Annotated in this window: 20 protein-coding genes and 1 pseudogene; 12 read left to right on the forward strand and 9 right to left on the reverse strand. The window is 64.1% G+C overall.

What is annotated here, in order from left to right:
* Positions 1-9: 9 nt before the first annotated feature.
* The 3 genes from CIT37_RS29290 to CIT37_RS29300 all read right to left on the reverse strand — a co-directional run bounded on the left by CIT37_RS29290 (position 10) and on the right by CIT37_RS29300 (position 3,328).
* Positions 10-639, reverse strand: coding sequence for a hypothetical protein (locus tag CIT37_RS29290; protein WP_028143104.1), 630 nt, complete (start codon positions 637-639; stop codon positions 10-12).
* Positions 636-1,679, reverse strand: a complete 1,044-nt coding sequence (locus CIT37_RS29295; RefSeq protein WP_038946970.1) for a TAXI family TRAP transporter solute-binding subunit — start codon at positions 1,677-1,679, stop codon at positions 636-638. The genes CIT37_RS29290 and CIT37_RS29295 overlap by 4 nt, the downstream gene beginning before the upstream one ends.
* A 62-nt stretch (positions 1,680-1,741) precedes the next feature.
* Positions 1,742-3,328, reverse strand: coding sequence for a coiled-coil domain-containing protein (locus CIT37_RS29300; protein ID WP_095426401.1), 1,587 nt, complete (start codon positions 3,326-3,328; stop codon positions 1,742-1,744).
* A 1,039-nt stretch (positions 3,329-4,367) separates the two neighbouring features.
* On the opposite strand from CIT37_RS29300, the gene CIT37_RS29305 reads away from it, so the two are divergent.
* From CIT37_RS29305 to CIT37_RS29315, 3 genes and pseudogenes are all read left to right on the forward strand, one after another.
* Entirely contained in the window at positions 4,368-4,544 is a 177-nt protein-coding gene (locus tag CIT37_RS29305) for a hypothetical protein (RefSeq protein ID WP_162832242.1), read from the forward strand.
* Between the two features lie 216 nt (positions 4,545-4,760).
* Positions 4,761-5,192 carry a pyridoxamine 5'-phosphate oxidase family protein gene (locus CIT37_RS29310; RefSeq protein WP_028143108.1) on the forward strand — a complete coding sequence of 144 codons (432 nt, stop codon included), beginning with the start codon at positions 4,761-4,763 and terminating at the stop codon, positions 5,190-5,192.
* Positions 5,193-5,206: 14 nt separating this feature from the next.
* A pseudogene (locus CIT37_RS29315) lies at positions 5,207-5,482 on the forward strand (hypothetical protein).
* 355 nt (positions 5,483-5,837) lie between these two features.
* Here CIT37_RS29315 and CIT37_RS29320 read toward each other — a convergent pair.
* A complete protein-coding gene (locus tag CIT37_RS29320) occupies positions 5,838-6,899 on the reverse strand; it encodes an isocitrate/isopropylmalate dehydrogenase family protein (protein WP_095426402.1) in 1,062 nt (353 codons plus the stop codon).
* A 173-nt stretch (positions 6,900-7,072) separates the two neighbouring features.
* Between CIT37_RS29320 and CIT37_RS29325 the strand changes: the two genes are divergently transcribed.
* Positions 7,073-8,461 (forward strand): MFS transporter, encoded by a 1,389-nt coding sequence (locus CIT37_RS29325; RefSeq protein ID WP_038946964.1) that lies wholly within the window; start codon positions 7,073-7,075, stop codon positions 8,459-8,461.
* Between the two features lie 39 nt (positions 8,462-8,500).
* Here the strand turns inward: CIT37_RS29325 and CIT37_RS29330 are convergent, their stop codons facing one another.
* Positions 8,501-10,696, reverse strand: a complete 2,196-nt coding sequence (locus CIT37_RS29330) for a hypothetical protein (protein WP_095426403.1) — start codon at positions 10,694-10,696, stop codon at positions 8,501-8,503.
* Positions 10,697-10,956: 260 nt separating this feature from the next.
* Positions 10,957-12,573 (reverse strand): B12-binding domain-containing radical SAM protein, encoded by a 1,617-nt coding sequence (locus CIT37_RS29335; RefSeq protein ID WP_028143113.1) that lies wholly within the window; start codon positions 12,571-12,573, stop codon positions 10,957-10,959.
* Positions 12,574-12,905: 332 nt separating this feature from the next.
* Between CIT37_RS29335 and CIT37_RS29340 the strand changes: the two genes are divergently transcribed.
* The 7 genes from CIT37_RS29340 to soxA are packed head-to-tail and all read left to right on the forward strand — an operon-like array spanning position 12,906 to position 18,891.
* The gene (locus tag CIT37_RS29340) at positions 12,906-13,355 is read left to right on the forward strand and encodes a (2Fe-2S)-binding protein (protein ID WP_028135089.1); all 450 of its coding nucleotides are present in this window, start codon (positions 12,906-12,908) and stop codon (positions 13,353-13,355) included.
* A 12-nt stretch (positions 13,356-13,367) separates the two neighbouring features.
* Complete coding sequence (locus CIT37_RS29345; protein ID WP_095426404.1) at positions 13,368-15,554, forward strand: xanthine dehydrogenase family protein molybdopterin-binding subunit; 2,187 nt, start codon at positions 13,368-13,370, stop codon at positions 15,552-15,554.
* A 51-nt stretch (positions 15,555-15,605) separates the two neighbouring features.
* On the forward strand, positions 15,606-16,877 hold the full coding sequence (locus CIT37_RS29350; protein WP_095426405.1) for an NAD(P)/FAD-dependent oxidoreductase: 1,272 nt from the start codon (positions 15,606-15,608) through the stop codon (positions 16,875-16,877).
* On the forward strand, positions 16,870-17,322 hold the full coding sequence (gene soxX, locus CIT37_RS29355) for a sulfur oxidation c-type cytochrome SoxX (RefSeq protein WP_038946958.1): 453 nt from the start codon (positions 16,870-16,872) through the stop codon (positions 17,320-17,322). Before CIT37_RS29350 ends, soxX begins: the two co-directional genes overlap by 8 nt.
* Positions 17,323-17,330: 8 nt before the next feature.
* Positions 17,331-17,798 carry a SoxY-related AACIE arm protein gene (locus tag CIT37_RS29360; protein ID WP_038971818.1) on the forward strand — a complete coding sequence of 156 codons (468 nt, stop codon included), beginning with the start codon at positions 17,331-17,333 and terminating at the stop codon, positions 17,796-17,798.
* Complete coding sequence (gene soxZ / locus CIT37_RS29365; RefSeq protein WP_038971817.1) at positions 17,798-18,115, forward strand: thiosulfate oxidation carrier complex protein SoxZ; 318 nt, start codon at positions 17,798-17,800, stop codon at positions 18,113-18,115. Before CIT37_RS29360 ends, soxZ begins: the two co-directional genes overlap by 1 nt.
* Positions 18,112-18,891 carry a sulfur oxidation c-type cytochrome SoxA gene (soxA, locus tag CIT37_RS29370; protein WP_161966497.1) on the forward strand — a complete coding sequence of 260 codons (780 nt, stop codon included), beginning with the start codon at positions 18,112-18,114 and terminating at the stop codon, positions 18,889-18,891. Before soxZ ends, soxA begins: the two co-directional genes overlap by 4 nt.
* 53 nt (positions 18,892-18,944) lie before the next feature.
* Here soxA and CIT37_RS29375 read toward each other — a convergent pair whose 3' ends face one another.
* The 3 genes from CIT37_RS29375 to CIT37_RS29385 all read right to left on the reverse strand — a co-directional run bounded on the left by CIT37_RS29375 (position 18,945) and on the right by CIT37_RS29385 (position 22,655).
* On the reverse strand, positions 18,945-20,612 hold the full coding sequence (locus CIT37_RS29375) for a hypothetical protein (protein WP_028143121.1): 1,668 nt from the start codon (positions 20,610-20,612) through the stop codon (positions 18,945-18,947).
* A gap of 10 nt (positions 20,613-20,622) precedes the next feature.
* On the reverse strand, positions 20,623-21,321 hold the full coding sequence (locus tag CIT37_RS29380) for a cysteine hydrolase family protein (protein WP_028143122.1): 699 nt from the start codon (positions 21,319-21,321) through the stop codon (positions 20,623-20,625).
* A 386-nt stretch (positions 21,322-21,707) separates the two neighbouring features.
* Positions 21,708-22,655 carry a hypothetical protein gene (locus CIT37_RS29385; RefSeq protein ID WP_161966498.1) on the reverse strand — a complete coding sequence of 316 codons (948 nt, stop codon included), beginning with the start codon at positions 22,653-22,655 and terminating at the stop codon, positions 21,708-21,710.
* Positions 22,656-22,820: 165 nt separating this feature from the next.
* On the opposite strand from CIT37_RS29385, the gene CIT37_RS29390 reads away from it, so the two are divergent.
* Positions 22,821-26,297 carry an indolepyruvate ferredoxin oxidoreductase family protein gene (locus CIT37_RS29390; RefSeq protein WP_095426408.1) on the forward strand — a complete coding sequence of 1,159 codons (3,477 nt, stop codon included), beginning with the start codon at positions 22,821-22,823 and terminating at the stop codon, positions 26,295-26,297.
* Positions 26,298-26,370: the final 73 nt, after the last annotated feature.

Consider the following 26,370-nt stretch of genomic DNA (forward strand, 5'->3'; position numbering starts at 1 on the left):
TCCTGACCATCACCTACCCGGTCTGGCGATGGCATGTGGCCATTTGCATGCAGCCGCCATTTTCTTGCGCACGTTCTCGAATCCGCTGAGCAGGAATTGTCCGCCTTGCACCGGGCCAGTGCGGGTGAAAAGGCTCACGACGATGTGGCCGTCGTCGGGTAGTGAGCTCAACAACTTTACGACGTCGCCCCCGAAAGCGACGCCGGATCCGAATGACGGCGACGCTGCTGCGAGTTGCATTGGCGTATCCGCATTCAGCCGAAAGGAGATGACGTATTCGTTAGCGCTGCGTGACAGCGCCGGTCCGGCGACTATGACTTCCGTGCGGCCTCTGCGGCAGTGGATTGCGAGCTGCATCGCGGCGCCATCCGAGTTGCCGACAGAAGTGGCGGTGGCGGTGACGACCGGCAGATAATCGACTGGCGAAGTCGTCTCGCTGACGATCCAGCCAGCATCCCGGCTGCCCCGACTGGACGGTGGAATCTTGCGCGACAAGTCTTGCAGACATTCCAGCCGGGCTTGTCCCTCCATCGCCGAACAAGCCCTAAGTGTTTCCATGGGATCGCTCGTACTTTGCGCGTAGGCGATACCGCAGGCGACGTTGAAGGCGACAGCGAGCGGAGGAGCGGCAGTCTTCATGGCCTCGCCTGTACGCTGCGCGCTTTGCGATCCAGCCATTCCTGCGCGGCTTGGAAGCGGGTGAGACCCGGGACCGATGCCGCAAGATTGATCGACTGCCATTTCGGATCGAAGCCTGGTGCCTGCAGGCGGTCGATGCGCGAGAACAGGTACTCGACAAGGCGAGCCACGCGTTGGTAGCGATTGGAGCCGAGCGGCCAGTTGAAAGCGACAAGCGCTGTCGGGACCGCGATGGTCGAGACCCGCTCACCCTGCTTGATCAGATTTGGATACTCATTGGCGTCCAAGGTCGCGGGCAGATAATAGTCCTCGAACTTCTTGTCGTAACGGATCGGGAGGAACTTGAATCCAGCCTCCCAACGGCCCTTTACGAAGGCGTCGACGGGTTTCGACGTGATGAACACCACGGCCGACATTTCGCCTTTGCGCATCTGTTCCAGGGCAACCTGATGCGGGATGAATGTCTTTTCGACATCGATCCCGAGACGGCTGAAGATCAGTGGTCCTGAATAGGCGGCCGCGGTGCCCAGGGTGTTGAAGTTCACCTTCTTGCCGACAAGATCCTGCAGGCTTGTGATTTCAGGCCGCACAAAAATGTGCAGCTCGGATGGGAAGAGATTGAGCAGATAGGTGATGCGGCTTCGGATCTGCGGTGCCTGAATCTTATACTCCTCGAGCGCGTCGGAATTGATGATGGCAGTATCGACGCCGCGCAAATAGAGCAGCGCATTCAGATTGTCGGTGGCCCCCCGGGTGACGATCGGCAGGAGATGCAGGTCTGCTCCGTCGTCGACGACGCGAGCCATTTCTGCGGCGAGGCGGATCGGCGCGCCCTCGAGCAGGCCCCCGGCGAGCCCGACCGTCCAGGCGTTCATCCGGTCCTTTTCGTTCTCTTTCGGAAGCGGCCGTCGGTCGAGCTGTGCATCGGCCTTGGCATTTTTCGCCGTTTGCGCATCCAGGCAGGCCGTTTGAAGCATCATAGCGACCGGCACCAACCAAGTGAGCAGGAGCAATGAGCGTAACTTTGGCGCCTTCTTCATGTCGTTCCCTTCCGGCTCAGCCACCGCGAGCTTTCGTCTCTCGGACTGCAAGAAGCCCATTCTCAGGGTCGCAACGCATCCAGCCGTTCCTTCGCTTCGCGAATACCGGCCCTGTGTGCCTTCGCGTAGAGCTCGCGCGCCTTGGCCGCTTCGCCGCGAGTTCCATAAGTACCCCAGGCGGATAGAACCGCCGGATCGTAGGTCTCGGCGAGCATGAAACTTGCCTGCGCAACGTCTTTCTCAGCCGCGAGCTCGAGTACAATGCGTGCTGCACCGATATTTCCCTGATCGAGGAGCGCCCTGGCACGCGGGATCAAACGGGCCTCCGCCTCGTTCTGGGCGGCAGCGGTCGGTGGCTCCGCCACTTCCACGCTCCGCGTCGCCGGCAAGACCGGGGCGTCATTTGCTTGCTCGGCGAGGACGCGCTCATGGGTCGAGCGCCACCCCGGTGCAAGATCTCTCTCCCTGGCCTCGGTTTTACTCAGCTCCTGTTTCAGCGACTGTCGCAGTTCGCTGATCTCTTGTTTCGCTGCCTGGCCCTGCTGCCAGGTCGCATTTTCGGCCTCGCGCAGTTGCACGTTGCGTGCTTCGATCTCCCGGCGCACTTCGGCAAGTTCGCTCTCCAGCGCAGCGGCGTGCGCCTGAGCCTTTTCCAGAGCGCGGCGTTGTTGATCGGCATCGGCAGCTGCTGCCTGTGCTGCTTTGGCTTCCGTGACGAGAACGGCGTTCTTTTCCTGCTCTTGCTGCAGGGACTGCCGCAGTTCCGCAATCTCCAGCCCCGCCGCCTGGCTTTGCTCCGCGGTCGCAGCTTCCGTCATAGGCAAGCGGCGAGGCATTCCGGCAAGTTCGCTCGCGAGCGCGGCGGCGCGCGACTGCGCCTCGTGGCGTTCCTGCTCAGCGCTCGCCGCTGCTGCCTGTGCGGCGTTCACCTGCCTTGCGCGGACGGCGCTATTTTCCCGCTCGCGCTGCAGGGACTGCTCTAGTTCTGCGATCTCCCGCTGCGCCGCCTCTCTCTGCTGCGCGGCCACATCCTCCGCCTTCCGCGATCCTGCGTCGCGGGCATCGATCTCGCGGCGGATTTCGGCGACTTCGTTCGCAAGCGCAGCGTTGCGCGCTTGCTCCTGTTGCAGCGATTGCCGCAACTCGTCCGCCGCAATTTTTGCCGCGTGCGCGTGCTGGACCGCCTCGTCAAGTTCCCTGCGCGCCCCGTCCAGTTCACTGGCGCGCGCATTAGCGTGCAGAGCATCTCGATCCGGCCATGTCTCAGGCTGCACCATGCCTGCCGGCACCGTGTACGTCAGGGCTCCGCTTGCTTCGCGCTGAAGGAGCGCTTGCGACCCCGCCCCTATCTCCGGCCGTTGCTCGAAGCTGAGGGCACTCTCGCCGCCGATTTGCGTCGTTTCCGGAATTGCTCGTGCGCCGAAAGTGTCGAACACACCCAGTAAGGCCGCTCCAATCAGGATCGCGGGAAGCAAAATGACAGCCGCTGCGAGCGGAATGCCCAATGGCCCGCCCTCTGGGTCACTGTCCTCAGTTTCGGGAGACCAATGGGTCGGCTCGGCGTTGATTGGAGCGCCGTCTTTGGAGACCCATTTGCCTGCTTGAGGCGACCAGCGAGCGACGTCAACAGCCCCGGTCACATCTTCCACCCAGATGTCTTCTCCGTCCCTGGGTGCAGTATCAATCGGTCGGCGCATCGATCACGCCTCTTTAGATAACGGCTAGAGCGGCGCGCTTGCTCCGCCTGTTTCGCAGTCCAGCATGGAAGAAAAATCCTTAGATCGAAAGGACTTGGCAGGCACCATACCCACAATTAAATAATTAAATAAATTATATATTTTGAACCAAATGCGAAGTCAAATTAAATCAGCCTGGTACGGCAAGGGGGCGTCAAATCAGGCACGTCTGCTTCCTGTTGGCGTCGTCTTCATTATGCAGTCGGGTGCGTTGCCGCCCACGTGAACCAAAGCTCGTACATCGTATGGAATATGGGCAGGGCACGACGAACATGCGAAGCTGACGGCGTTTTCGCAGCGTCTCGGAGCTGAGGAGTGACCGATGCGCCTTGCATTGCCCTATTTGGGAATTGGCGTCTGTTTGTCTCTTGCGACCTGGTTGGCGTTGGGGCTTGTATTCGAGTGAGGGTTTTCCACCACGAGCGTTGATCTCCACGTCACTTAGCCCGCCGGTTTCTTACCAGCCGTCTTGCCGCGACCTCGCGCCGACAACAATGTCGGCGACAGCGCGCCAGCATCTTCCTTGCCTTCAAAGGCGGTCAATCGTGCTCGTGAGAGGCGCGCGCACGATCACTGACCCGCCGCCGGCTTCTTCAACCACCACCTGCGGATCAACAGGTACTGCATGGCGCAAGTCGCCCCTCCCGTGGCAGCAACCACTCCTGAAGAGCGGAAGAGCGAAACGAAATTGAACGGAAACGGATGAGTGAGCAGCGCGCCTGTCGTGCACCAGCGTCACAGCTCGGAAGGTCCGAGCCACGCCATGAACGCGCAGCGACACCCATCGACGAACGTTCAGCACTCAGCACGATGAGTTTCGCAAATGCTCTGCCATTTTGGCGCGTTAGGCGCTCGGGAAGGCACAACTCGGTTCCCCGCAAATCTGCGCCGTTCTGATGCCGGAACGCCGAGTCCGCCAACGCGTTTATCTCCTATATCGAAGGAGAAAATCATGAGCGTTGAAGGCAAGATCAAGGAAGGCGCCGGTTACATCAAGGAAGAGATGAACGAGCACGGCAAGGGTCCCGAGAGCCAGCGCAAGGCTCAAGAGGGACGCGATCTTCGCAATGAGGGCCGCATGGAAGACGGCAAGCCCCCGAAGACCACCAAGCCCGGCACCGGCCACTGATACGATCTCATCCAAACCGCCCCCGGCTGATGTCGGGGGCGGTTTTATTTCGAGGTAGAAAGAGTGCGTCAATCAGACCCGCTGACGGCCCTTTCCTTCAAACCCGCCAAGCCTGCATCAGCGAAGTAATGGCCGGTGGGCATGGACCCCCGCTCTATTCATCAGGGAACACGGCCTGCATCCCGCCGTTGCTCCAGCCCCACTGGAGGAAAGTTCATGTCCAAGACATCGCTCGCCGAGATCGCGAAGGAAATGGCCGACATCGACATCGCCATTCTTTCGACCCACACCGAGAACGGCGAAATCGCCAACCGTCCCATGAGCAACAACGGCGATGTCGCCTACGACGGCACGTCTTATTACTTCGCCTATGAACAGACCCGCACCGTATCGGACATCCAACGAAATCCGAAAGTCGCGCTCGGGTTTTCGTCGGAAGCGGGCCTCTTCTCGAAGGGGATCTACGTCGCCGTCGAGGGGACGGCCGAACTGATCCGGGACAAGGCGGCTTTCCAGCAGCACTGGACGAGCGATCTCGACAAATGGTTCGACCACGGCATCGATACGCCGGGCATCGTGCTGATCAGGGTCAAAGCCAACCGCATAACTTATTGGAAGGGCCGTGAAGAGGGTCAAGTTGCGCTCTGATCGGCTCCGTGACGGTGCGGCGATTCGTTGATTGGTTCTTCCGGAGCCGCGAAACAGGTGCCATCACCATCGCGCAGTGGCCGAATCTTCTTCTTTAGATCGTTATCGTTGCGGGCCTTCTGCTTTGGATCTGGCCTTCCGCAGGCAACGTCAGCGTCGGCTTGACGATCGTCGCGAAGGGCGGACTCGTCGTCTGGGGCGCCGACGAGGTCTTCCGCGGCGTGAATCCCTGGCGGCGCTGTCTCGGCGCTGCCGTAGTCGTCTATGAGTTCATGACACTTCTGCCGTGAACCCACGTACTTCAGTCCATCACCTGATCGGCGCCGATCAGAAAACTTTCGGCGATCACGAGGTCAAGAGCCTTGGCGGGCTGGCCGGGCAGCGGCACCGCGAGATATCGTAGGTCAGCGCTTGCCAAGCCGATAAGTGACCCGCCTTGATAGGCGTCGCACGTTCACCGGCATCCAAGTCTTTTTCAGGATCGCTGGGCCAGCGTTTTTGCCCGACGGGTCAACCTGATCGCAGCCGCGACTGCCGTCGCAATGCGGTTCGAAAATCCCTTGTCAATCAAGGGGACTTCTACTGTGCACGGGGTTGTTTTTCGGACTTTTGTCTTGGGCCCCGAGAAAAATGTGCAAGCACCGCTCACTCCGCCTGCAGGATCTCCGCAATCGCCGCCCCCGCCGCGATCGTGCCGAGCTTGCCGCCGACGTCCCGCGTCGCCCTGCCCTCGCCAATCGCCTTCGCCACCGCCGCCTCGATCGCGTGCCCAGCCTCTTCATAGCGGACCGCACCAGTCTTCTCGCCGTGCCAGGCCAGCAGCAGCGCGGTCGACAGGATCAACGAGACGGGATTGGCGACGTCCTGTCCGGCAATGTCGGGCGCCGAGCCGTGCGCGGCCTGCGCCATCGCGTAGCGCTCGCCGACATTGAGCGAGCCGCCGAGGCCGAGGCTCCCCGAAAGTTCGGCGGTAAGATCGGACAGGATGTCGCCGAACATGTTGGTGGACACGATGACGTCGAAACGATCGGGATTGCGCACCACATGCGCCATCATGGCATCGACCAGGATGTCGTCGACGCTCAGTCCTGGATAGGCCTTCGCCGTCGCGCGGCAGATCTCGAGAAACATGCCGTCGCCGATCTTGAGCACATTGGCCTTGTGCACGATGGTAAGGTGCCTCTGCCGCTTCATGGCGAGCCGGCATGCGGCATGCGCGATGCGCTCGCAGCATAGGCGTGTGATCCTTCGCAGCGAGATCACCACGTCGGGCGTGACCAGCATCTCGCCATTGCCCTGCTCCAGATTGCGGTCGGCGTAGAACCCCTCGGTATTCTCGCGAACCACGACGAGGTCGAAATCACCGAGGCGGCCGGGCCGCCCCGCATAGGTGCGCGCGGGCCTGATATTGGCGTAGAGGTCGAGGTTCTTGCGGAAGTACCTCGACGGATTGATCTCGCCACGCGCCTCGTCCTTGAAGTCGAACGTCGCAGTCGGGCCCAGGATCAGGCCGTCGGCGGCGCGGACGATGTCGAGCATCTCGGGGCGCACGGTCGTGCCTGATAGCTTCAGGCTCGCATGCCCGACCGCGTGCTCCTCCAGGCGCAAATTGAGCTGGAAGCGCTCGGAGGCGGCGCGCAACACACCCGTTGTGGCGGTCGTGATCTCAGGTCCAATGCCGTCACCGGGCAGAACGACGATTTGCATGGCGATCCCCTGATTTTTGCAGCAGCGGCGCGATCATACGGCAGCGCGAGGCGGCATCGCCCCACCTTCACGCATACACAGCATGCAAGCATATGCCTGTGGAACGCGGCCCCACCGTAGTACATGCGAAATGACCGATTTGAGCCGCGCCGCCGGAGCCACGCGCCAACGCAATGACGATCACGTTACCTGCCGCCGCGCGCGAGCCCGACCACACCATCTCTGACGGCCTCCCCGCCGCGCAGCGGCGCTGGGCGATCGCCGCGATCTTCACCGCGCTGGCGATGGCCTCGCTCGACACCGCGATCGCCAACATCGCCCTGCCCGCCATTGCCGCCGATCTGCATGTCTCGCCGGAGCAGTCGGTCTGGGTGGTCAATGTCTACCAGATCGCGCTGGTGGCGACGCTGCTGCCGTTGGGCGCGCTCGGCGAGATCGTCGGGCACCAGCGCATTTATCTCGGCGGCCTCATCCTGTTCACCATCGCCTCGCTGCTCTGCGCGGTGGCGTGGTCGCTGGAGAGCCTGCTGGTCGCGCGCACGCTGCAGGGGCTGGGTGCCAGCGGCATCATGAGCGTCAACACCGCGCTGGTGCGCTTCGTCTATCCCGGCCGGATGCTGGGCCGCGGTTTTGGGCACAACGCGCTGGTGGTCGCGACCGCCTTCACATTCGGGCCCACGATCGCCTCCGCCATCCTGGCCATCGGCCCATGGCCGTGGCTGTTCGCCGTCAACATCCCGTTCGGCCTCGTCGCCATCGGCATCGGCTTTGCGATGCTGCCGAAGACGCCGCGCGCCGATCACGGCTTTGATTTCCTCGGCGCGGTGCTGGCGTCGGCCTGCCTCGGCCTGTTCATCACCGGCATCGGCAGTGCCGCCCATAATCTGTCGCCGGTCGTCGTGGGCATCGAGCTGGTCACGGCCCTCGCGCTCGGCGTCATCCTGACGCGCCGCCACGCCGACCACCCGGCGCCGATGCTGCCGATCGACCTGTTCAGTCGGCCGATGTTCGCGCTGTCGGCCGCGACCGCGGTGTGCTCCTTCGCCGTGCAGGGGCTCGCCTTCGTCTCGCTGCCGTTCTATTTCGAGGACGTGCTCGGCCGCTCGCAGGTCGAGACCGGCTTCTTCATGACGCCGTGGCCACTGGTGGTCGGCATCATGGCGCCGATCGCTGGACGCCTGTCCGACCGCCACGCGGTCGGCCTGCTCGGCGGCATCGGCCTGGTGCTGCTCGGCCTCGGCATGGCGCTGCTTGCGACGCTTCCGGCCAACCCCGCCATTGCCGACATCATCTGGCGGATGGTGATCTGCGGCATGGGCTTCGGCTTCTTCCAGGCGCCAAACATGAAGGCGGTGATGTCAAGCGCGCCGCCGCATCGCAGCGGCAGCGCCTCGGGCATCGTCGCGACCGCGCGCCTGACGGGACAGACGACGGGGGCGGCCCTCGCGGCACTCTGCTTCGCGCTCGCCGGCCACGACGGCGCAACCGTCGCGCTGGCGCTCGGCGCCGGCTTTGCCGCACTTGGCAGCGTGATGAGCTTCCTGCGGCTGGCAGTGAAGTAGACCGAACGCGCGTCCGCGCCTCAATCGGCCGGCCCGCCTTCACGGAGCCTTCTGCGCGATGGGACGGCTCACGATTGCCGCGGCATCGAGCGGCTCGCATTTGATCGTCCGCGTCAGCCTTGGCGGACCGTTCCAGCCCGCAGTCTCGCTCAGGGGCACAAACGTGCCCCCTTGCGGCTTCAGGATGATCGGCTCCGACTTCAGGCAGAGATCGGGAAATGCGAGGCCATGGCCGCCGCCTTGGCTGAACCGTCCAACCAGCGTCTGGGAAGCCTGCATCCGCGTCGCCGGCGAGGCCCGCATCGTACGGTCGGGGTCGAACGCGCGATAGCACGGCCAATCGGTGTGGTTCGCTTCGAACTCATAGACGATCCGGCATGCCGCGCCAGCCGATTTCACGAATGGCGCATCCGACGGCGCGGCCGCATCGCGTTCGAAAACCAGGGTCTGCAGCGTCAACACTTCGGTCGTCGCGCGGGACACGTCGGGCCTGCCCGGTTCGACCGCTATCTCCCCACGCGAGAACACCAGCTTGGTCCTCGGTCGCGCCTCCCTGGTCTCCAGCACCAGCACGGGCCTCTCCGCCCACGAGCGGTCCAGCTCCACGTCACCATTGCCCATCGTCAGCCGCGCATTGCCAACGGAGGGGTTGTCCCTGGCGAAATCGATCGTGCGAAGGTGCACGCTCGACTTCGACGCCTCCAGGCTCAGGAATCGCAGATCGTCCACCTTGCGCGTGATCGGCATCATCGGATCGAAACGATCGTCGATGTTGAACCGGACGATCTTCTTCAGCTTGGCCGCAAGGGGCCCTTTGGCGGCGAGCGGTGGCGCCACGTCGATCACGAGCAGGGCACCGTCGGGCGAAAAGCTGTTGCCGAAGGCGCGCTGCCAGGCGGCAGTCAGCAGCGAATCCGTCCGCTGATCGATGTCCCGCGCGAAATAGATCTGCTGTCCGGCGCGAACCAGCGGAAAGTTCTGAAATGCACCGAGCGCCGCGCCCTTGCGAACCTCCGGTTCGGGGAAGGTGACGCATTTGGACTGGTCGTCGCCTCCGGAGTCCTCGACCTTCCTGGACGCAGAGCGGGAGCAGAAGCTCAGATGCTGCTCCTTTGTCTTCTGTGTGCTGATCGACGTCGCGTAGACGAAATCCGAACTTCCGGGCACCTCCATCGGAAGCGGAGAGGTCGCGAACATGTCGACCTCCACCCTGCTGAGCGACGGGCCGGCATCGACCGAGCAGAGATCCCGGGCCGGCAGGGTATTGGTGAGGAGACGCGCCGGATCGGCGCCGACGATGCAGGACATGCTGTCCTGCGGGTTGTTCCGGCTCATCCAGATCAGATGGTCCTTGCCCGCTCCGTCGACGAGGAGATGCGGCGCCGCGTGTCGACGGCGCGGCGGCAACCAGACCGGCATGGTTTCGGACAGCATGGGCTCGCGCTTGAGCAGCGCTTCCGGCAAGCGCATCACACCGACCGAGCGCAACTCGGCGCTGACGGCGTTGGGATCGGTCGTCCAGTCGAGAACGGGAACACTCGCGCAGGTGATGCAGGTCACCGCAAGATTGGAGCGGACGTTCTCGAACATGAGAATGACCTGATCGGGGTCGCTGCCGTATTTCGCCGGCGCGACCGCCTTGAACGGATGATCCACCACACGGCTGACCAGAAATCCGTTCGACCGCGACGGGTCCGAATCGAATTCGAAATAGGTCGATCGGTCCCAGCCGCGATAGGCGTCGTATCCGCCGAGGCTCACGCCTGCCAGAACCATCTTGGAGTCGGTCTGACAGCGCGCCGCGCTGCTCTCCTGGCTGCCGTTTCGTATGTAGAGACAGAGTCGAAAAGCCGCGTTCTGCAGAATGCGGTCGCAATCGTTCTGGTTATAGCCATAGGTCGCAAGGCCATGGCGATAGCACAGATCGTGAAAGACGCATGCCTGCCTGAAGCGCTGCAGGACGAGATGGCGCTTTTGGTTGGAATCCCTGCCGCCGTCGAAAAATATGTTGGCCCAGGGCGGCAGGCTGCAGTTCAAGCCCTCGCCGCTGCCACCGATGGTACTGACGACGTCCGGCCCCGATTGAAAGGCCGTGACGGTGGCGGGCATCTCACCATCGGTGATGTCGTCGACGTTCTTGTAGATGGAATCGGCGATGAAGGAAGGCAGATACGCGAGGACCAGCACCGCCACGACAATCAGCGCAACCGACCAGCGGATCACCTTCCTGAACATGGCCCAACCCCGCTAAAGCTTTTCCGGCAATGACGTCGGTCGCAACGGCAGACGAGCACGGAGCCTTGCGGGCCAATTCAAATGCCCGCGGAACGTCCAGACGCCGAAATCGCGGCAGGCGCGGTGTCGTCCTGATGACGATCAGCTTGAGGTTGTCATGCTGTCAAGCCGGGATCTCACACATGACAGCCAGTTTGCGCCCCGGACGGCACGCCGGGCAGAGCATCAAAGGGTCGACGGTTCCATCGACTCTCCGGATGTCAGGCCAGATGTCGAGCCTCGATCGCGCCTGCAGCCACGGCTGGACTCGGAATCTGTTCGTCCAGCGCCGCCAGCCGCTCATCGATGGCGGCGATGACCTTGCGCGAGAACGGTCCGAGATGGGCATAGGCGGCGATCATCTGGACCGCAATGCGCGCCGATGACGTGTCGCGCTTGGCGCAGTTCATGAATGTCTGCCACAGCGGCCCGCGCGCTTCGGGAAGCGCGGAGACGACACGATGCACGGTCTCCATCGCACCGAGCTTGGCGCGGATATCCCCTTCCGCGAGTTCGTGGCGCTGCCGCGAACGGTCGAGCAGCGTCATCAAGCGATCGACCCGTCCCGCATAGGCGGCCGGGCTGTAGACGTGCTCCAGCACGCGCTTGTAGTCCGTCAGGATGTCGCGCAGCGGGCGCACCGGATCGAAATTGATCCCGGCCGTGCACTGATCGGCGCCGATGGTCGGCGCCACATCGTGGCCCGCGTGGAGCCGGCCTTCGCGCTCCAGGCGGCGCGTCAGTTGCGTGTTCGGCAAGGCATAGAGCAGTCCGACCATGCTGACGGGAATCGCCGCTTCCTCGATGAAGTCGATCATGGCGTCCGCCATGGAGACCTTCTCGTTGTCGAAGCCGACGATGAAGCCCGCGGTGACGAGCATGCCGGCGGCGTAGATCTTGTGGATGCTCTCGGCGATGTTGCGCCGCGTGTTCTGCTTCTTCCGCATCGCGACCAGCGTCGCCGGATCCGGACTTTCGATGCCGACGAAGATGGCGAAGAAATTGGCCGCCCCCATCAGGTCCAGCAGTTCGGGATCGTCGGCGAGATTGACCGAGGCCTCGGTGGACAATTCGAAAGGATAGCCGTGGGTACGCTGCCATTCTGCGAGTTTCGGCAGGAACTGCCGCAGCGACTTCTTGTTGCCGATGAAATTGTCGTCGACGAAGTCGAGATGGCCGCGGTAACCCATCTGATAGAGCCTCTCGAGCTCGACGAACATCTGCTCGATCGTCTTGGTCCGCGGCACGCGGCCATAGAGCTCGATGATGTCGCAGAACTCGCAGGTGAAGGGACAGCCGCGCGAATATTGCACCCCGAGATAGAGATAGTCCTCGAACTTGAGCAAGTCGAAACGCGGCACCGGCGTCTTGGTCACGTCCGCCTGGAATTTCGGTGCGGTGAAGACGCCGCTCCGCGCGCCACCCTCCCAGGCCGCAATGAATTCGTCGATGACGCTCTCGGCCTCGCCGAGCACCCGGAAGTCGGCCCGCTCATAGATGTGGGGGCTTGAAGTCGGATCGGGACCGCCCACGACCACCGGCTTGCCGGCCGCGCGGCAGAGCTCGATCAGACGCAGCGTGTCGGCCTGCTGCGGCATCATCCCGCCGGTGAAGACGACGTCGGCCCAGGCGAGATCCTCGTCGTTGAAGGACGCCGTGTTGCAATCGATCAGCCGGACCGTCCAGCTTTCGGGCAGCATTGCGGCAACGGTGATCAGGCCCAAAGGAGCGGCCGGGCGCTTTACGCCCAATACCTTGCAGGATTCGCCAAAGGTCCAGAAGGACTCTGCCGAGAACAGCGGGTACAGCATCAGTACGTTGGGACTCGGCACGTTCATGGAACTCCTTCTGGCGTCGGCGCAGTGTACCAAAGCGCCTGCGTCTTGCACCCCGGCAAAAGGGACAAACTGTCGCCGTGGCCTCGACCGGCCATGGAACCGGCCTTCACAGCCGGGCGTCGCCTCAGACCCATGGATTGGCGCCCGCGGAAGGTCGACCGAATCAACCATGATGGAGGGCGAGACAAAACACCACCCTCCCCACAATCTTCCCTCGGAGGCGTAATTCTTCGCATTTCACCCCTCGGACTGTTGATTTGAACAGTTCCAGTTTGCCGGACACATTGCGCCCCTGAGTTCAATCGGTGGATTGGGCCAATCAGGGGACTGCGATGGCAAACCTAACAATCAACGGAAAAACCTTCACACTCGACGTCGAGCCGGATACGCCGCTGCTCTGGGCGATTCGCGAGAATGCCGGCCTGACGGGCACCAAATATGGTTGCGGCATTGCACAATGCGGCGCCTGTACCGTGCACATCGAAGGCGTCGCCACCCGCTCCTGCGGCGTCTCGGTCAGCGAAGCCGAGGGCAAGAAGATCACCACCATCGAGGGGCTCGCCTCCGGGGATACGCTGCACAAGGTACAGGAGGCCTGGATCGCCCAGGACGTGCCGCAATGCGGCTATTGCCAGAGCGGCATGATCATGGCGGTGGCGGCGCTGCTGAACGAGAAGCCGAAGCCCACCGACGCCGATATCGACGAGGCAATCACCAATATCTGCCGCTGCGGCACCTTCCAGCAGGTGCGCGAAGCGATCCACACGATCGCAAGCGCGTAAGGAAATCCCCACATGAATAAGCATATCTCGCCGCGGCTCAACCGCCGCGCCTTCGTCATCGGCAGCGCCACGCTCGGCGCCGGCCTTGCCATCGGTCTCGACCTCCCCTTCGGCGGGCCCGCCGTGGTCCGTGCGGCCGACGGCTCGCCCGAGATCGGCGCCTGGGTCGTGGTCAGGCCCGACGACACCGTCGTGATCCGCATCGCCCGCTCCGAGATGGGCCAGGGCTCGCTCACCGGTCTCGCCCAGCTCGTCGCCGAGGAGCTCGAATGCGACTGGACCAAGGTCACGACCGAATATCCGACACCCGGCCAGAGCGTTGCCCGCAAGCGTGTCTGGGGCGATTTCTCGACCGGCGGCAGCCGCGGCATCCGCTCCTCGCAGGACTATGTCCGCAAGGGCGGCGCCACCGCGCGCGTGATGCTGATCCAGGCCGCCGCCGACGCATGGAAGGTGCCGGCCTCCGAATGCGCGGCCGCGAACAGCGTCATCACCCATACGCCATCGGGCAAGACCACGACCTACGGCAAGGTAGCCGAAGCCGCCGCCAAGCTGACGCCGCCGGCGGACGTCAAGCTGAAGGATCCGAAGGACTGGAAGCTGATCGGCAAGGGCGTGAAGCGGCTCGACACCGTCGACAAGACCACCGGCGCCATGATCTACGGCGCCGACATCAAGCTGCCGGGCATGCTGAATGCCGCGATCAAGGATTGCCCCGTGTTCGGCGGCAAGCTGAAGAGCTTTGACGAAGCCAAGATCGCCAGCATGAAAGGCGTCAAGAAAGTCGTCAAGGTCGGCGATACCGCGGTCGCGGTCGTTGCCGACACCTGGTGGCACGCCAAGACCGCGCTGGAGGCGTTGCCGATCGTCTGGGACGAGGGCGACAACGCAAAAGTCTCCAGCGAGTCGATTGCGAAGTGGCTGGCCGAAGGCCTCAACAACGACCAGCCGGCCTATGTCGGCAACAAGAACGGCGACGCCAAGGCGGCGATTGCGAGTGCGGCAAAGAAGGTCGAGGCCGTCTACTCCTATCCCTACCAGAACCACGCCACGATGGAGCCGATGAACGCCACCGCGCTCTACACCGCGGACAAATGCGAGGTCTGGTGCGGCACGCAGAATGGCGAGGCGGCGTTCGCAGCGGTGCTGGAGGCTTCCGGCCTGCCGGCCGACAAGTGCGACGTGCACAAGGTGATGTTAGGGGGCGGTTTCGGCCGGCGCGGCCAGACCGACTATGTCCGCCAGGCCGTCATGATAGCCAAGCAGATGCCGGGCACGCCGGTCAAGCTGTTGTGGTCGCGCGAAGAGGACATGGCGCACGGCCGGTATCACCCGATCACCCAGTGCAAGATGACCGGCGCGTTCGACGCCGACAACAACCTGGTCGCGCTGCACTATCGACTGTCCGGGCAATCGATCCTGTTCTCGCTGCGCCCCGAAGCGCTGCAGAACGGCATGGATCCGGCCGCCTTCCAGGGCGTCGCCCAATCCGGCGAAGCCGCGTTCGGCTATTCGGTGCCGAACCTGCTGGTCGAGCACGCGATGCGCAACCCGCACGTTCCGCCCGGCTTCTGGCGCGGCGTCAACGTCAATCACAACGCGATCTACATGGAATGCTTCATGGACGAGCTGGCCCAGGCCGCGGGCCAGGACCCGCTCGAATTCCGCCGCAAGCTGATGGGCAACCATCCCAAGCATCTGGCGGTGCTCAATGCGGTCGCCGAGAGGATCGGCTGGAGCACGCCGGCGCCGCAGGGCGTTTACCGCGGCATCGCCCAGGTCATGGGCTATGGCAGCTATGTCGCCGGCGCCGCCGAGATCTCGGTGACCGACGGCAGCAAGATCAAGGTGCATCGCATCGTCGCCTCCACCGACCCCGGCTACGTCGTCAATCCGGCGCAGGTCGAGCGGCAGATCGCGGGCTCCTTCGTCTATGGCCTATCCGCGCTGTTCTACGGCGGCTGCACCGTCAAGGACGGCAAGATCGAGCAAACCAACTTCGACACCTACAACTCGATGCGCATCAACGAGATGCCGAAGGTGGAATCGGTGATGGTGCCGAGCGGCGGGTTCTGGGGCGGTGTCGGCGAGCCGACCATCGGCGTCGCCGCGCCGGCGGTGCTCAATGCGTACTTCGCCGCGACCGGCAAGCGCATCCGCTCGGTGCCGCTGCGGGACCAGAATATCACCTTCGCCTAAGAGCAGCCGCGGCGGCCTATCGGCCGCCGCGGTATTTTGCGGACAAAATTCATGAATGCGCCGGTGACACGGCGGAATGCCCTTCTCGGCATCACCGCCGCGGCCACATCGTTCGCCGTCCCCTCCATCCTGCGCGCGCAATCGGCAGGCCGCATCGTCGTGATCGGCGGCGGTTTTGGCGGCGCGGCCTGCGCGCGGGCGCTCAAGCGCGCGCAGGCGGGCTTGCAGGTGACGCTGATCGAGCCGAACAAGACCTTCACGTCGTGCCCCTTCAGCAACGAGGTGATCGCCGGCCTGCGCGAGATCGAAGCGCAGCAGTTCGGCTATGACAGGCTCGCCGCCGAGGGCATCACCGTCGCCGCTCAGGCCGCTACGGCCGTCGACGCGCAAAAGCGCAGCGTGACGGCCGCCGATGGCGCCACGTTTGCTTATGACCGCCTCGTCATTTCGCCCGGCATCGACTTCCACTTCGAAGCCCTGCCCGGCTATGACGACGCTGCATCGGAGAAAATACCGCACGCCTGGAAGGCCGGCGTGCAAACGCTGTTGCTGCGCAGGCAGCTGGAGGCAATGGCTGACGGCGGCACGGTCGCCATTGCAATCCCGGCCAATCCCTCGCGCTGCCCGCCCGCACCTTACGAGCGTGCCAGCCTGATCGCGCATTATCTGAAGACGAACAAGCCACGCTCAAAAGTGCTGGTGCTCGACGCCAAGGACGGTTTCTCCCAGCAGCGGCTGTTCGAGAAGGCGTGGAAGGAGCTCTACGGCGACATGATCGAGCGCGTCGCGCTGTCGCAAGGCGGCCGCGTGACCTCGGTCGATCCTGCAACCAGGACCATCATCACGGAGTTCGGCAACTACACGCCCGATGTCGCCAACGTCATCCCGCCGCAGCGCGCGGGGCGTATTGCCGCGATCGCGGGCGCTACGGATGCGACCGGCTGGTGCCCGATCGACCCCGTGACCTTCGAGTCGAAGCTCGTCAAGAACATCCACGTCATCGGCGACGCCTGTCTCGGCGGCGGCATTCCCAAATCGGCCTCGGCCGCAAGCGGGCAAGGCAAGGCTTGCGCCGCTGCCATCGTTGCTTTGCTCGCGGGCCGCGCGCCGGAAATGCCGCGGCTGACAGGCGTCTGCTACAATACCGTGGCACCTGGTTACGGCTTCTCCCTCGCCGGCAACTACCAGCCGAAAGGCGACATCTTCGCCGAGGTCGAAGGCGGCGCGACGAGCCCGGTCGATGCCCCGCGCGAATTGCGCGCCCGCGAGGCGACCGAAGCCGAGCGCTGGTTTCAAACCATCACGGCGGACACCTTTGGCTAAATCCTCCGTCCATGGCGTGGCGCTGATCGCCGCCAGTCTCGCCCTCGTCAGCGTTGCGCGCGCGGACGAACTCGCCTCCTACAAGGTAGCCGGCGACGGCATAGTGGAATCGCTCACGGGCACGCCAGGCGATGCCGTGCGCGGCCGCGCGCTGGTGCTGGCGCGCACCACGACCTGCATCCTCTGCCATTCCGGTCCCTTCCCGGAAACGCGGTTCCAGGGCGATCTCGCACCTGACCTCACAGGCGCCGGGAACCGCTGGTCGGTGAGCCAGTTGCGGCTTCGGCTGGTCGATGCGGCCCGCTTCAACCCGGAGACCATCATGCCGTCCTATTACCGCATTGACGGCTTCGTGCGGGTCGGGCGCAACTTCACCGGCAAGCCGATATTGTCGGCGGCGGAGATCGAGGACATCGTGGCTTTTCTTGCAACGCTTCGCGACTAGGACTGTTCATGCCAACCACGCGACGACAATTTTTGAGCCTCGCCGGAGGCGTCACTGCCGCCGGCACGATCCCGATCGTCACCCTGCGTCGGCTTCACGCGACCCCAGCGATGCTCAATACCGCGATCCGCAACGTCGTCGGCGAAGCGCCGATTCGCACCGGCAGGGTGAAGCTCGACATTCCGCCACTGGTCGAGAACGGCAACACCGTGCCGATGATGGTGAGCGTTGCAAGCCCGATGACCGCTGACGACCACGTCAAGAGCATCCACATCTTCAACGAGAAGAACCCGCAGCCGAACATCGGCAATTTCTATCTCGGCCCCTCCTGCGGCCGCGCCCAGGTCGCGACCCGCATCCGCCTCGCAGACACCCAGAAGGTGGTTGCGATCGCGCGCCTGTCCGACGACACGTTCTGGCAGGTCGCCGTCGACGTGGTCGTGACGCTGGCCGCCTGCACCGAGGAGATGAACTGATGGCCGCGCTCATCAACGTTCCCGCGAAGGCCAAGCGCGGCGACGTCATCGAGATCCGCACGCTGACCTCGCACATCATGGAGACGGGCTTCCGCCACACCGTGGAGGGCAAGCTGGTGCCGCGCGACATCATCACGAGCTTCACCTGCCGCTACAATGGCGCCGAGGTCTTTCGCGCCGACCTGTTTCCGGCGATCGCAGCCAATCCTTATCTGTCGTTCTTCACGGTCGCCAGGGAAAGCGGCAAGTTCGAATTCGAATGGATCGGCGACAACGGCTATTCGTCCACTGCGTCGGCGTCGATCACTGTCGAATGAGCGTTTGGCACGCGATAGCAGCAGCGGCCTTGTTCGCCGCGGCCCCAGCCCTGCTCGCCGGTGAAATCCCGCCCGATGCGCGCCGGTCCGGCTACTCGTTCATGGGCCCGGACACGCGCTCCATGCAGGATGACGACACCTCCAATCCGGGCATGCTGTTCGTGCTCGACGGCGAACAGCTCTGGACGAAGAAGTCCGGCAGCGCGGAGAAAGCCTGCGCGGATTGCCATGGCGATGCGCACAGCAGCATGAAGGGCGTCGCTACGCGCTATCCGGCCATCGACAAGACGCTCAGTCGCCCCGTCACGCTCGACCAGCGCATCAATCTCTGCCGCGCCAATCATCAGCAGGCGCCGCCACTGCCTTACGAGAGCCGCGACCTCCTGGCGCTGTCCGCCTTCGTTGCCCATCAATCGCGCGGTGTCGCGATCACCGCCGGCGACGATCCGCAAGCAAAGCCCTTCGTGGCGCAAGGCCGCGACCTCTTCATGCAGCGGGAGGGCCAACTCAACCTCGCCTGCACCAATTGCCACGACGACAATTTCGACAAGCGCCTTGCGGGCGCGCCGGTCACGCAAGGACAGCCGACCGGCTATCCGCTCTACCGCCTCGAATGGCAAACGCTGGGATCGCTGGAGCGGCGGCTGCGCAGCTGCATGAGCGGCGTCCGCGCCCAGGCCTATGATTACGGCTCGCCCGAGCTGGTCGCGCTCGAGCTTTATCTGATGTCGCGGGCGCGCGGCCTGCCGATGGAGACGCCGGCCGTACGGCCCTGAACGAGAACGGCTGGGATCACCCAGCCGTTCCGCAAGGAGCTTGACCTCGTTGACTACTCCGCCGGCGCGGCCGACATCTCCGGATGTGCGGCATAGTGTTCGCTGGCGCCGAGCTTGCTGGCCGCGAACAGGCCGGCGGCCATCGCAGCGTAGGCCAGCGCGACGGCGGGCGTGACACCGAATCCACCGCCAATGCCGACGGCCTCGCCATGCATGAAGCCGAAATAGGTCAGGACCGCACCGACCAGCGCGAAGCCTGATGCCTTCTCGAAGTCGCGCTCGATGATGAAGACGCCGATCGCGCCCAGGATGAGGCCGCCGAGGATGGAGCCGCCGCCCATGACTTCGAGCCCGTGGTAGAACACGCCCTGCTGCGGCAACGCTGCGATCGCGGCGGCCTTCACCGCGTCCGCCTTGTCGGCGGCCATGCCGCCGACGGTTGCCGCCGCATTCATGGTCGAGCCGAGCATCGTGTCGATCTGCAGCTTGGCCCAGGCCGCCAGATGCGGCGTCAGCGCCAGCACGATCGCGGGCGCGTGCTTGACCGGCGTGGTCTGGAACGCCTGCGCCCCGATCAGCATGCCGATGTAGAGCAGGATCGGCGAGATCGCGACCACGGGCACGAGCGCCAGCAGCACCGAGATGATGCCGAACCAGGCCAGCACGATCACCATGATGCCGGTTGCCGCGGAGTAACCGATGCGGCCGCCCATCGCCTTCCAGCCGGGATGGCCGATATAGACGGCGTTGATGAAGGGATTGCCCATCAGGCAGCCGATCAGGCTGACGACGCCGTCGGCCGTGAGTACCCGCGTGGTCGGATATTCGTCGCCGGCGGCTTCCGCGCTCTCGACATTGTCCATGGCTTCGACGAGGTCATAGATGCCAAACGGAATGGCGGTGACGAGGATGATGCCAAGGAATTCGAAGCCGGAAAAGACGTAGCCTACGGCGGGGAGCGGCACCGAGAAGCCGAAATTGGCAAAGGCATCGCCGACACCCTTGACGCTTAGTCCACCGAGACCGAGCCCGAACAGGTTCGAGCCCCATGCGATGATCATGCCGACGGCGATGGCGACGAGGCCTGCGGGAATGCCGCGCGGATATTTCACGCCGCCAAACCAGCTCACCAGGATGATGGCAAAGCAGACGAGGCCGATCTGCGGCGTCATGTACATTTCCAGCGCCGGCCGCATCGAGATGAAGGTGACGGAGACACCGGCGAGCGTGCCGAGCAACGCCGCGCGCGGCGTGATCTTGCGGATGAACGGCGCGATGAAGCCGCCGATCATGAGGATGAAGCTTTGGAAGAATACCCAGACGAGGCCGGCGGACCAGCCCTTGAGCGGATCGCCGGTCTTCAGCGTGATCGGCAGCATGATCACGAAGGTGACGATGAACATGTGCGGCACGCTGACGCCCGAGGGCAACGCGCAGACGTCGTTACGGCCGGTCTTCTGCGCCAGACGGTAGGCGAGGTAGGCGTAGTAGAAAGTCGAGAGGCACATCATCAGCCCGAGCGCGGGGAGGATGCGGCCGAACACCAGACTATCAGGCATCTTCAGGACGAAGCGCAACAGGCCCGTGAGCACCAGCATGTTGACGAGGATGTTGGTGCCGAAGCCGAAAAACGCATTCCAGTCGCCCGATGTCCATAGTGCCGGCTTGTACTCAGACGTATTGAACTCAGACTTGCCGGCCGTCCCCGTCAATATGCTCATGACAATACCCCTATGTGGTCGAAACCTTCATTGCCTCCAGAACCGCGGCCGAGGTTGCGACCCAGCCGAAGATGCCGCCCTGGGCCTTGATCATCTTCAGGCCCATCTCGTGAAACTCGGGGAAGTAGGACGCGCAGCCGTCCGACATGACGACGCAGCGGTAGCCGCGGTCATTGGCCTCGCGCACCGTGGTGTTGACGCACACTTCAGTGGTGACGCCGCACACCAGCAGATTCTCGATGCCGTATTTCTCCAGCACGTCGCCAAGCTCGGTGGCGTAGAACGCGCCCTTGCCGGGCTTGTCGATCACGATCTCGCTGTCGAGCGGGTAGAGCTCAGGAATGATGTCGTGGCCCGCTTCGCCGCGGATGAGGATGCGGCCCATCGGGCCGGGATCGCCGATGCGCAGGCTCGGCGCGCCGCGCTCGACTTTCGCCGGCGGCGCGTCGGAGAGATCGGGCAGATGGCCCTCGCGGGTGTGGATCACCAGCATGCCGGTGTCCCGCGCCGCCGTCAGCACCGCGCCGATCGGCTTCACCGCGCGCGCGAGCTGGCTGACGTCGTTGCCGAGCGTCTCGCCAAAGCCGCCGGGCTCCATGAAGTCGCGCTGCATGTCGATGATGAGAAGCGCGGTGCTCGGCCAGTCGAGCTTGATCGGCTCGGGCTCGGCGTTGATGACGCCCAATGTCGGCTTGCTCGAGTCCAGCATGACGCCCGCCCCTCGCGAGAACTCTCTTTGCCGGAGTTCTGCAAGCGCCGTGCCATTGTGTACAATTGCGATGGCGCGCCGGACGTTAGGGAATTCGTTGTGTGGTCAGAAGGTTACGTCGGCGATCGGCGTCTGCATATTCCCTGTGCGACGACTTCGCGGCGGGCATTTGCCTAGAGGATGGGCGGCCTCCGCCGTCATGCCGAGGCGACGCTCTCTCTTTTCCCTCTCCCCGTTCTTACAGGGAGAGGGTCGGGGTGAGGGCTGCCTCCGCAATCACGGTGAGAGACGGACTCGCGGAGAGTCCCCCTCACCCGGATTGCATCTTCGATGCAATCCGGCCTCTCCCCGCGAGCGGGGAGAGGCGAAGCACTCGCGGCTCGCCCCTACGCCCCATACAGCTGCCGATACTCTTCCTCGTACGGCGCATAGGAGTCCTTCATCGTCGCCATGTTCAGCAGCATGGTGGCCACCATCGTGCCCGCCTTGTCGAACACACGCGTCCTGGCCCAGGCGCTTTCGGTGCGGCGGCTGCCGGAAAGCGCGACGATCTCGCGCTCGACTTCGTAGTCCTCGTCGACGAAGAGCGGCCCCTTCACCAGCCTGATCTCCTGGTCGGCGAACAAGCCGACTGCCGGCCCCTTGGCAGGCAGCGGATCGTCCTTCGAGCGATACTGGAACAGCACGCTCAGCATCTCCATCGGGATGATCGGTCTGCCCCAGGGGTTGTCGACGCCCGAATAGTACGGCGAGTTTTCGGTGATGACGGCGAGCTTCTGCCGCAGCGAGAAGGGATAAAGGTCGCCCATGGTTTGATCAAACGCCATGCGGACCGTCTGCCGCTTGCCGGTCTGTGCCACCTTGACGTCGCGCAGGATGACGGGATCGGCGAGCGGCTTGAGCTCGGCGAGGCGCGCCTCCAGCGCGGTCGCGGCGTGCGGTTCGCCGACGGAGGCCGTGCCGCGCAGCACCTCCGTGCCATCGCGCTTGACCATTTGAATCTGGCACTGGCTCGTCCCGGGCAGTGGCTTCGACAGGATAGCTTGCACCTCCTCACCCTCATAGCAGACGCTGCGATAATGCGCGGACAGGCAGCCGGTCTCGAACCAGACGCGTCCCCACAGCTGCGCGCCGAGCGGGGCGAACTGGCTGAAATGCGTCGGGCCCTCGATGGTACCGCCCTTGAAGCCGAGCTTCTGCGCGGTGGCGTCGTCGTGAATGGACGCGTGCGCGTCGTAGGTTTGCGCTTGCAGCATCTGACGCGGCTGGCGCCACGGCCCGATCAGCGCCTCGGCCGTCGCTGTGATCTCGGTGTCGAATGCCTTTGCAGCCATGATGTTCTCCACTGGAAGCCATGACTAGCAGGAGCGCCACGGATGCGGCCAGCGATATTGACTTCGCCGGCCCATGCTCTTGACTGCGAGCTTCCGCTTCGCAAGGCCGCAAATCTCCCGCGGCGCAAAATCCCTCGCCGGACCAGGACAACAAGGATCCCCGACATGACGCTGTTGCAGGTCGAGCTGGACGACAAATACCGGCTCGAATCGAAGCGGATCTTCCTGTCCGGTACACAGGCTCTGGTTCGCTTGCCGATGTTGCAGCGCGAACGCGACCGGCTCCAGGGTCTCAACACCGGCGGATTCATCTCCGGCTATCGCGGCTCCCCGCTCGGCATGTACGACCACGCGTTGTGGCGCGCGAAGTCGCACCTCCAGCAGCACGACATCGCCTTCGTCCCTGGCCTGAACGAGGATCTGGCTGCAACCGCGGTCTGGGGCAGCCAGCAGGTCGGGCTGTTTCCCGGCGCCAAGGTCGATGGCGTGTTCGGCATCTGGTACGGCAAGGGCCCCGGCGTCGATCGCTCGGTCGATGCGCTCAAGCACGCCAATGCGGCCGGCACGTCACTCAATGGCGGAGTGCTCGCGCTGGCCGGCGACGACCATGGCTGCCAGTCCTCGACGCTGGCGCATCAGAGCGAGCAGGTGTTCGCGGCGGCGCTGATCCCCGTAATCAATCCGGCGACGCTGCAGGATTATCTCGATCTCGGTCTCTATGGGTTCGCGCTGTCGCGCTTCTCCGGCTGCTGGGTCGGCTTCAAGGCCATCAGCGAGACCGTGGAAAGCTCGGCGTCGATCGACAGCGACCCTGAACGCATCAGGATCGTGCTGCCCGACGATTTCGAGATGCCACCCGGCGGCCTCAACATCCGCTGGCCCGATCCGCCGCTGGAGGCGGAGCGGCGCCTGTTCGGCCCGAAAATGGCCGCAGTGCAGGCCTTCGCGCGCGCCAACCAGCTCGACCGCATCGTGCTCGATTCAAAGCCGGCGCGGCTCGGCATCGTCGCGACCGGCAAGGCCTATCTCGATCTGCGCCAGGCGCTGGCTGATCTCGGCATCACTGACAAGGACGCGCAGGATCTGGGCCTTCGCATCTACAAGGTCGCGCTGACCTGGCCGCTGGAGGAGAGCGGCGCCAAGCGTTTCGCCGAGGGTCTGCAAGACGTGCTCGTGGTCGAGGAGAAGCGCGGATTCATTGAAGACCAGCTGATGCGCATCCTCTACAATATCGATGCGTCCAGACGCCCGACCGTCACTGGAAAACGCGACGAGCGCGGCGCGCCACTGCTGCCGAGCGAAGGAGAACTGACGCCGACCATCGTCGCGGGCGCGCTGGTGGCACGGCTGCGCAAGCTCGGCCATCACAGCCCGGTGCTGGAGCAGCGGCTCGCGCGGCTGGAGGCCTTCGACAATCCGGTCACCGCCAACACGCAGATCAAGCTCGCGCGCACGCCGTTCTTCTGCTCGGGCTGCCCGCACAACACTTCGACGCGCGTGCCCGAAGGCAGCCGCGCCATGGCCGGCATCGGCTGCCACGGCATGGCCCTGAGCATGCCGACCCGCCGCACCGATCTGATCTCGCATATGGGCGCCGAGGGCGTGAACTGGATCGGGCAATCGCCCTTCACCACCGAGACGCACATCTTCCAGAATCTCGGCGACGGCACCTACACCCATTCCGGCCTGCTTGCGCTTCGCGCCGCCTCCGCCGCCGGCATCAACATCACCTACAAGATCCTCTACAACGACGCCGTCGCGATGACCGGCGGCCAGCCCGCCGAAGGCGCCTTCAATGTCGCGCAGATCGCGCATCAGGTCTGGGCCGAGGGCGTCAAGCGTCTTGCAATCGTCTCGGACGATCCGGGCAAGTACCCGCAAGGAAACTACTTCCCGCAAGGCGCGACCATCCACCATCGCCGCGAGCTCGATGCCGTCCAGCGCGAGCTGCGCGACATCAAGGGCCTCACCGTCGTCATCTACGACCAGACCTGCGCGGCGGAAAAGCGCCGCCGCCGCAAGCGCGGGCTCTATCCCGATCCCGCCAAGCGCGCCTTCATCAATGAGCTGGTCTGCGAAGGCTGCGGCGACTGTTCGCAGGCCTCAAACTGCGTCTCGGTGCAACCGCTCGAGACCGAGTTCGGCCGCAAGCGCCAGATCGACCAGTCGAACTGCAACAAGGACTTTTCCTGCGTCGAGGGTTTCTGCCCAAGTTTCGTGACCGTCCATGGCGGTTCGCTCAAGCGCATGAAGACTTCGGCCGTCGATTCAGGCCAGCTCTTCGCCGACCTGCCGCTGCCGCCCGCACGCGAGCTGGACGCGCCCTACAACATCCTCGTCACCGGCATCGGCGGCACCGGCGTCATCACCATCGGCGCGCTGCTCGGCATGGCCGCCCATGTCGACGGCCGCGGCTGCTCGGCGCTCGACTTCACCGGCCTGTCGCAAAAGAACGGTGCCGTGATGAGCCATGTCCGCATCGCACGGAGGCCGGAGGATATCTCCGCGGTCCGCATCACCACGGGCGGCGCCGACGTGATCCTCGGCTGCGACATGATCGTCTCGGCCGGCCCCACCGCGCTCAGCCGCGCCGAACGTGGCGTGACCAAAGCCTATATCAACGCCGATCTGCAGCCGACCGCGAGCTTCGTGCAAAATCCCGATCTCGACTTCGAGATGGGCACGATGCAGACGGTGCTGCGCGACGCCGTCGGAGACAAGAACCTCGATATCATCGATGCCACCGGCATTGCCGCCGCGCTGTTGGGCGACAGCATCGCGACCAACCCCTTCATGCTCGGCTTTGCCTTCCAGAAGGGCGCGATCCCGCTGTCGCTGGAAGCACTGCTGCGCGCCATCGAAATCAACGGCGCCGCGATCGAGATGAACAAGCTCGCCTTCACCTGGGGGCGCATGGCCGCCCACGACATGTCGCGGGTGCGCAGCGTGCTCCAGTTCAAGAGCCGTGCATCCGCGCCCGTGAAGTCGCTCAACGACATCATCGCCACCCGCGCGGCGTTCTTGACCAGCTATCAGGACAAAGCCTATGCCGGCCGCTACCTCGCGGCTGTTGCCAAGGTGCGCCAAGCCGAGAGTGCGGCTTCGCCAGCGTCAACCGAGCTGACCGAGGCCGTCGCGAAAAACCTGTTCAAGCTGATGTCCTACAAGGATGAGTACGAGGTCGCGCGGCTCTACACCGACGGCAGCTTTGCTAACAAGGTGTCCGAAAAATTCGACGGCGACTTCACCCTGAAATACCATCTGGCGCCGCCGATCTTCGCGAAGCGCGACAAGACGACAGGCCGGCTGCAGAAGCAGGAGTTCGGCGGCTGGATGATCCATGCCTTCCGCGTTCTCGCCAAGCTTAAATTCCTGCGTGGCAGCGCGCTCGATCCGTTCGGCCGCACCGAGGAGCGCCGGACCGAGCGGAAGTTGATGGCGGATTATCTGGCGATGATCGACCAGCGGATCGCCGGGCTGAAGGCGGAGCAACTCCCGCTGCTGGCGCGCCTCGCCCGCGTGCCGGAGACGATCCGCGGCTTCGGTCATGTCAAGGAGGCCAATATCAAGCTGGCAGCGGCCGAGACGGCGCGGCTGGAGGCGGAGCTGGAGAACAGCCGTTTTGCGGCGGCGGCGGAGTAGCGGTGAGGACGCAAGCTCTCTCCACGCGTCATTGCGAGGAGCTCGCGACAAAATTGCGCAGCAATTTTGCGCT

It is taken from the genome of Bradyrhizobium ottawaense (assembly GCF_002278135.3).
In the GTDB taxonomy this organism is placed as follows: domain Bacteria; phylum Pseudomonadota; class Alphaproteobacteria; order Rhizobiales; family Xanthobacteraceae; genus Bradyrhizobium; species Bradyrhizobium ottawaense.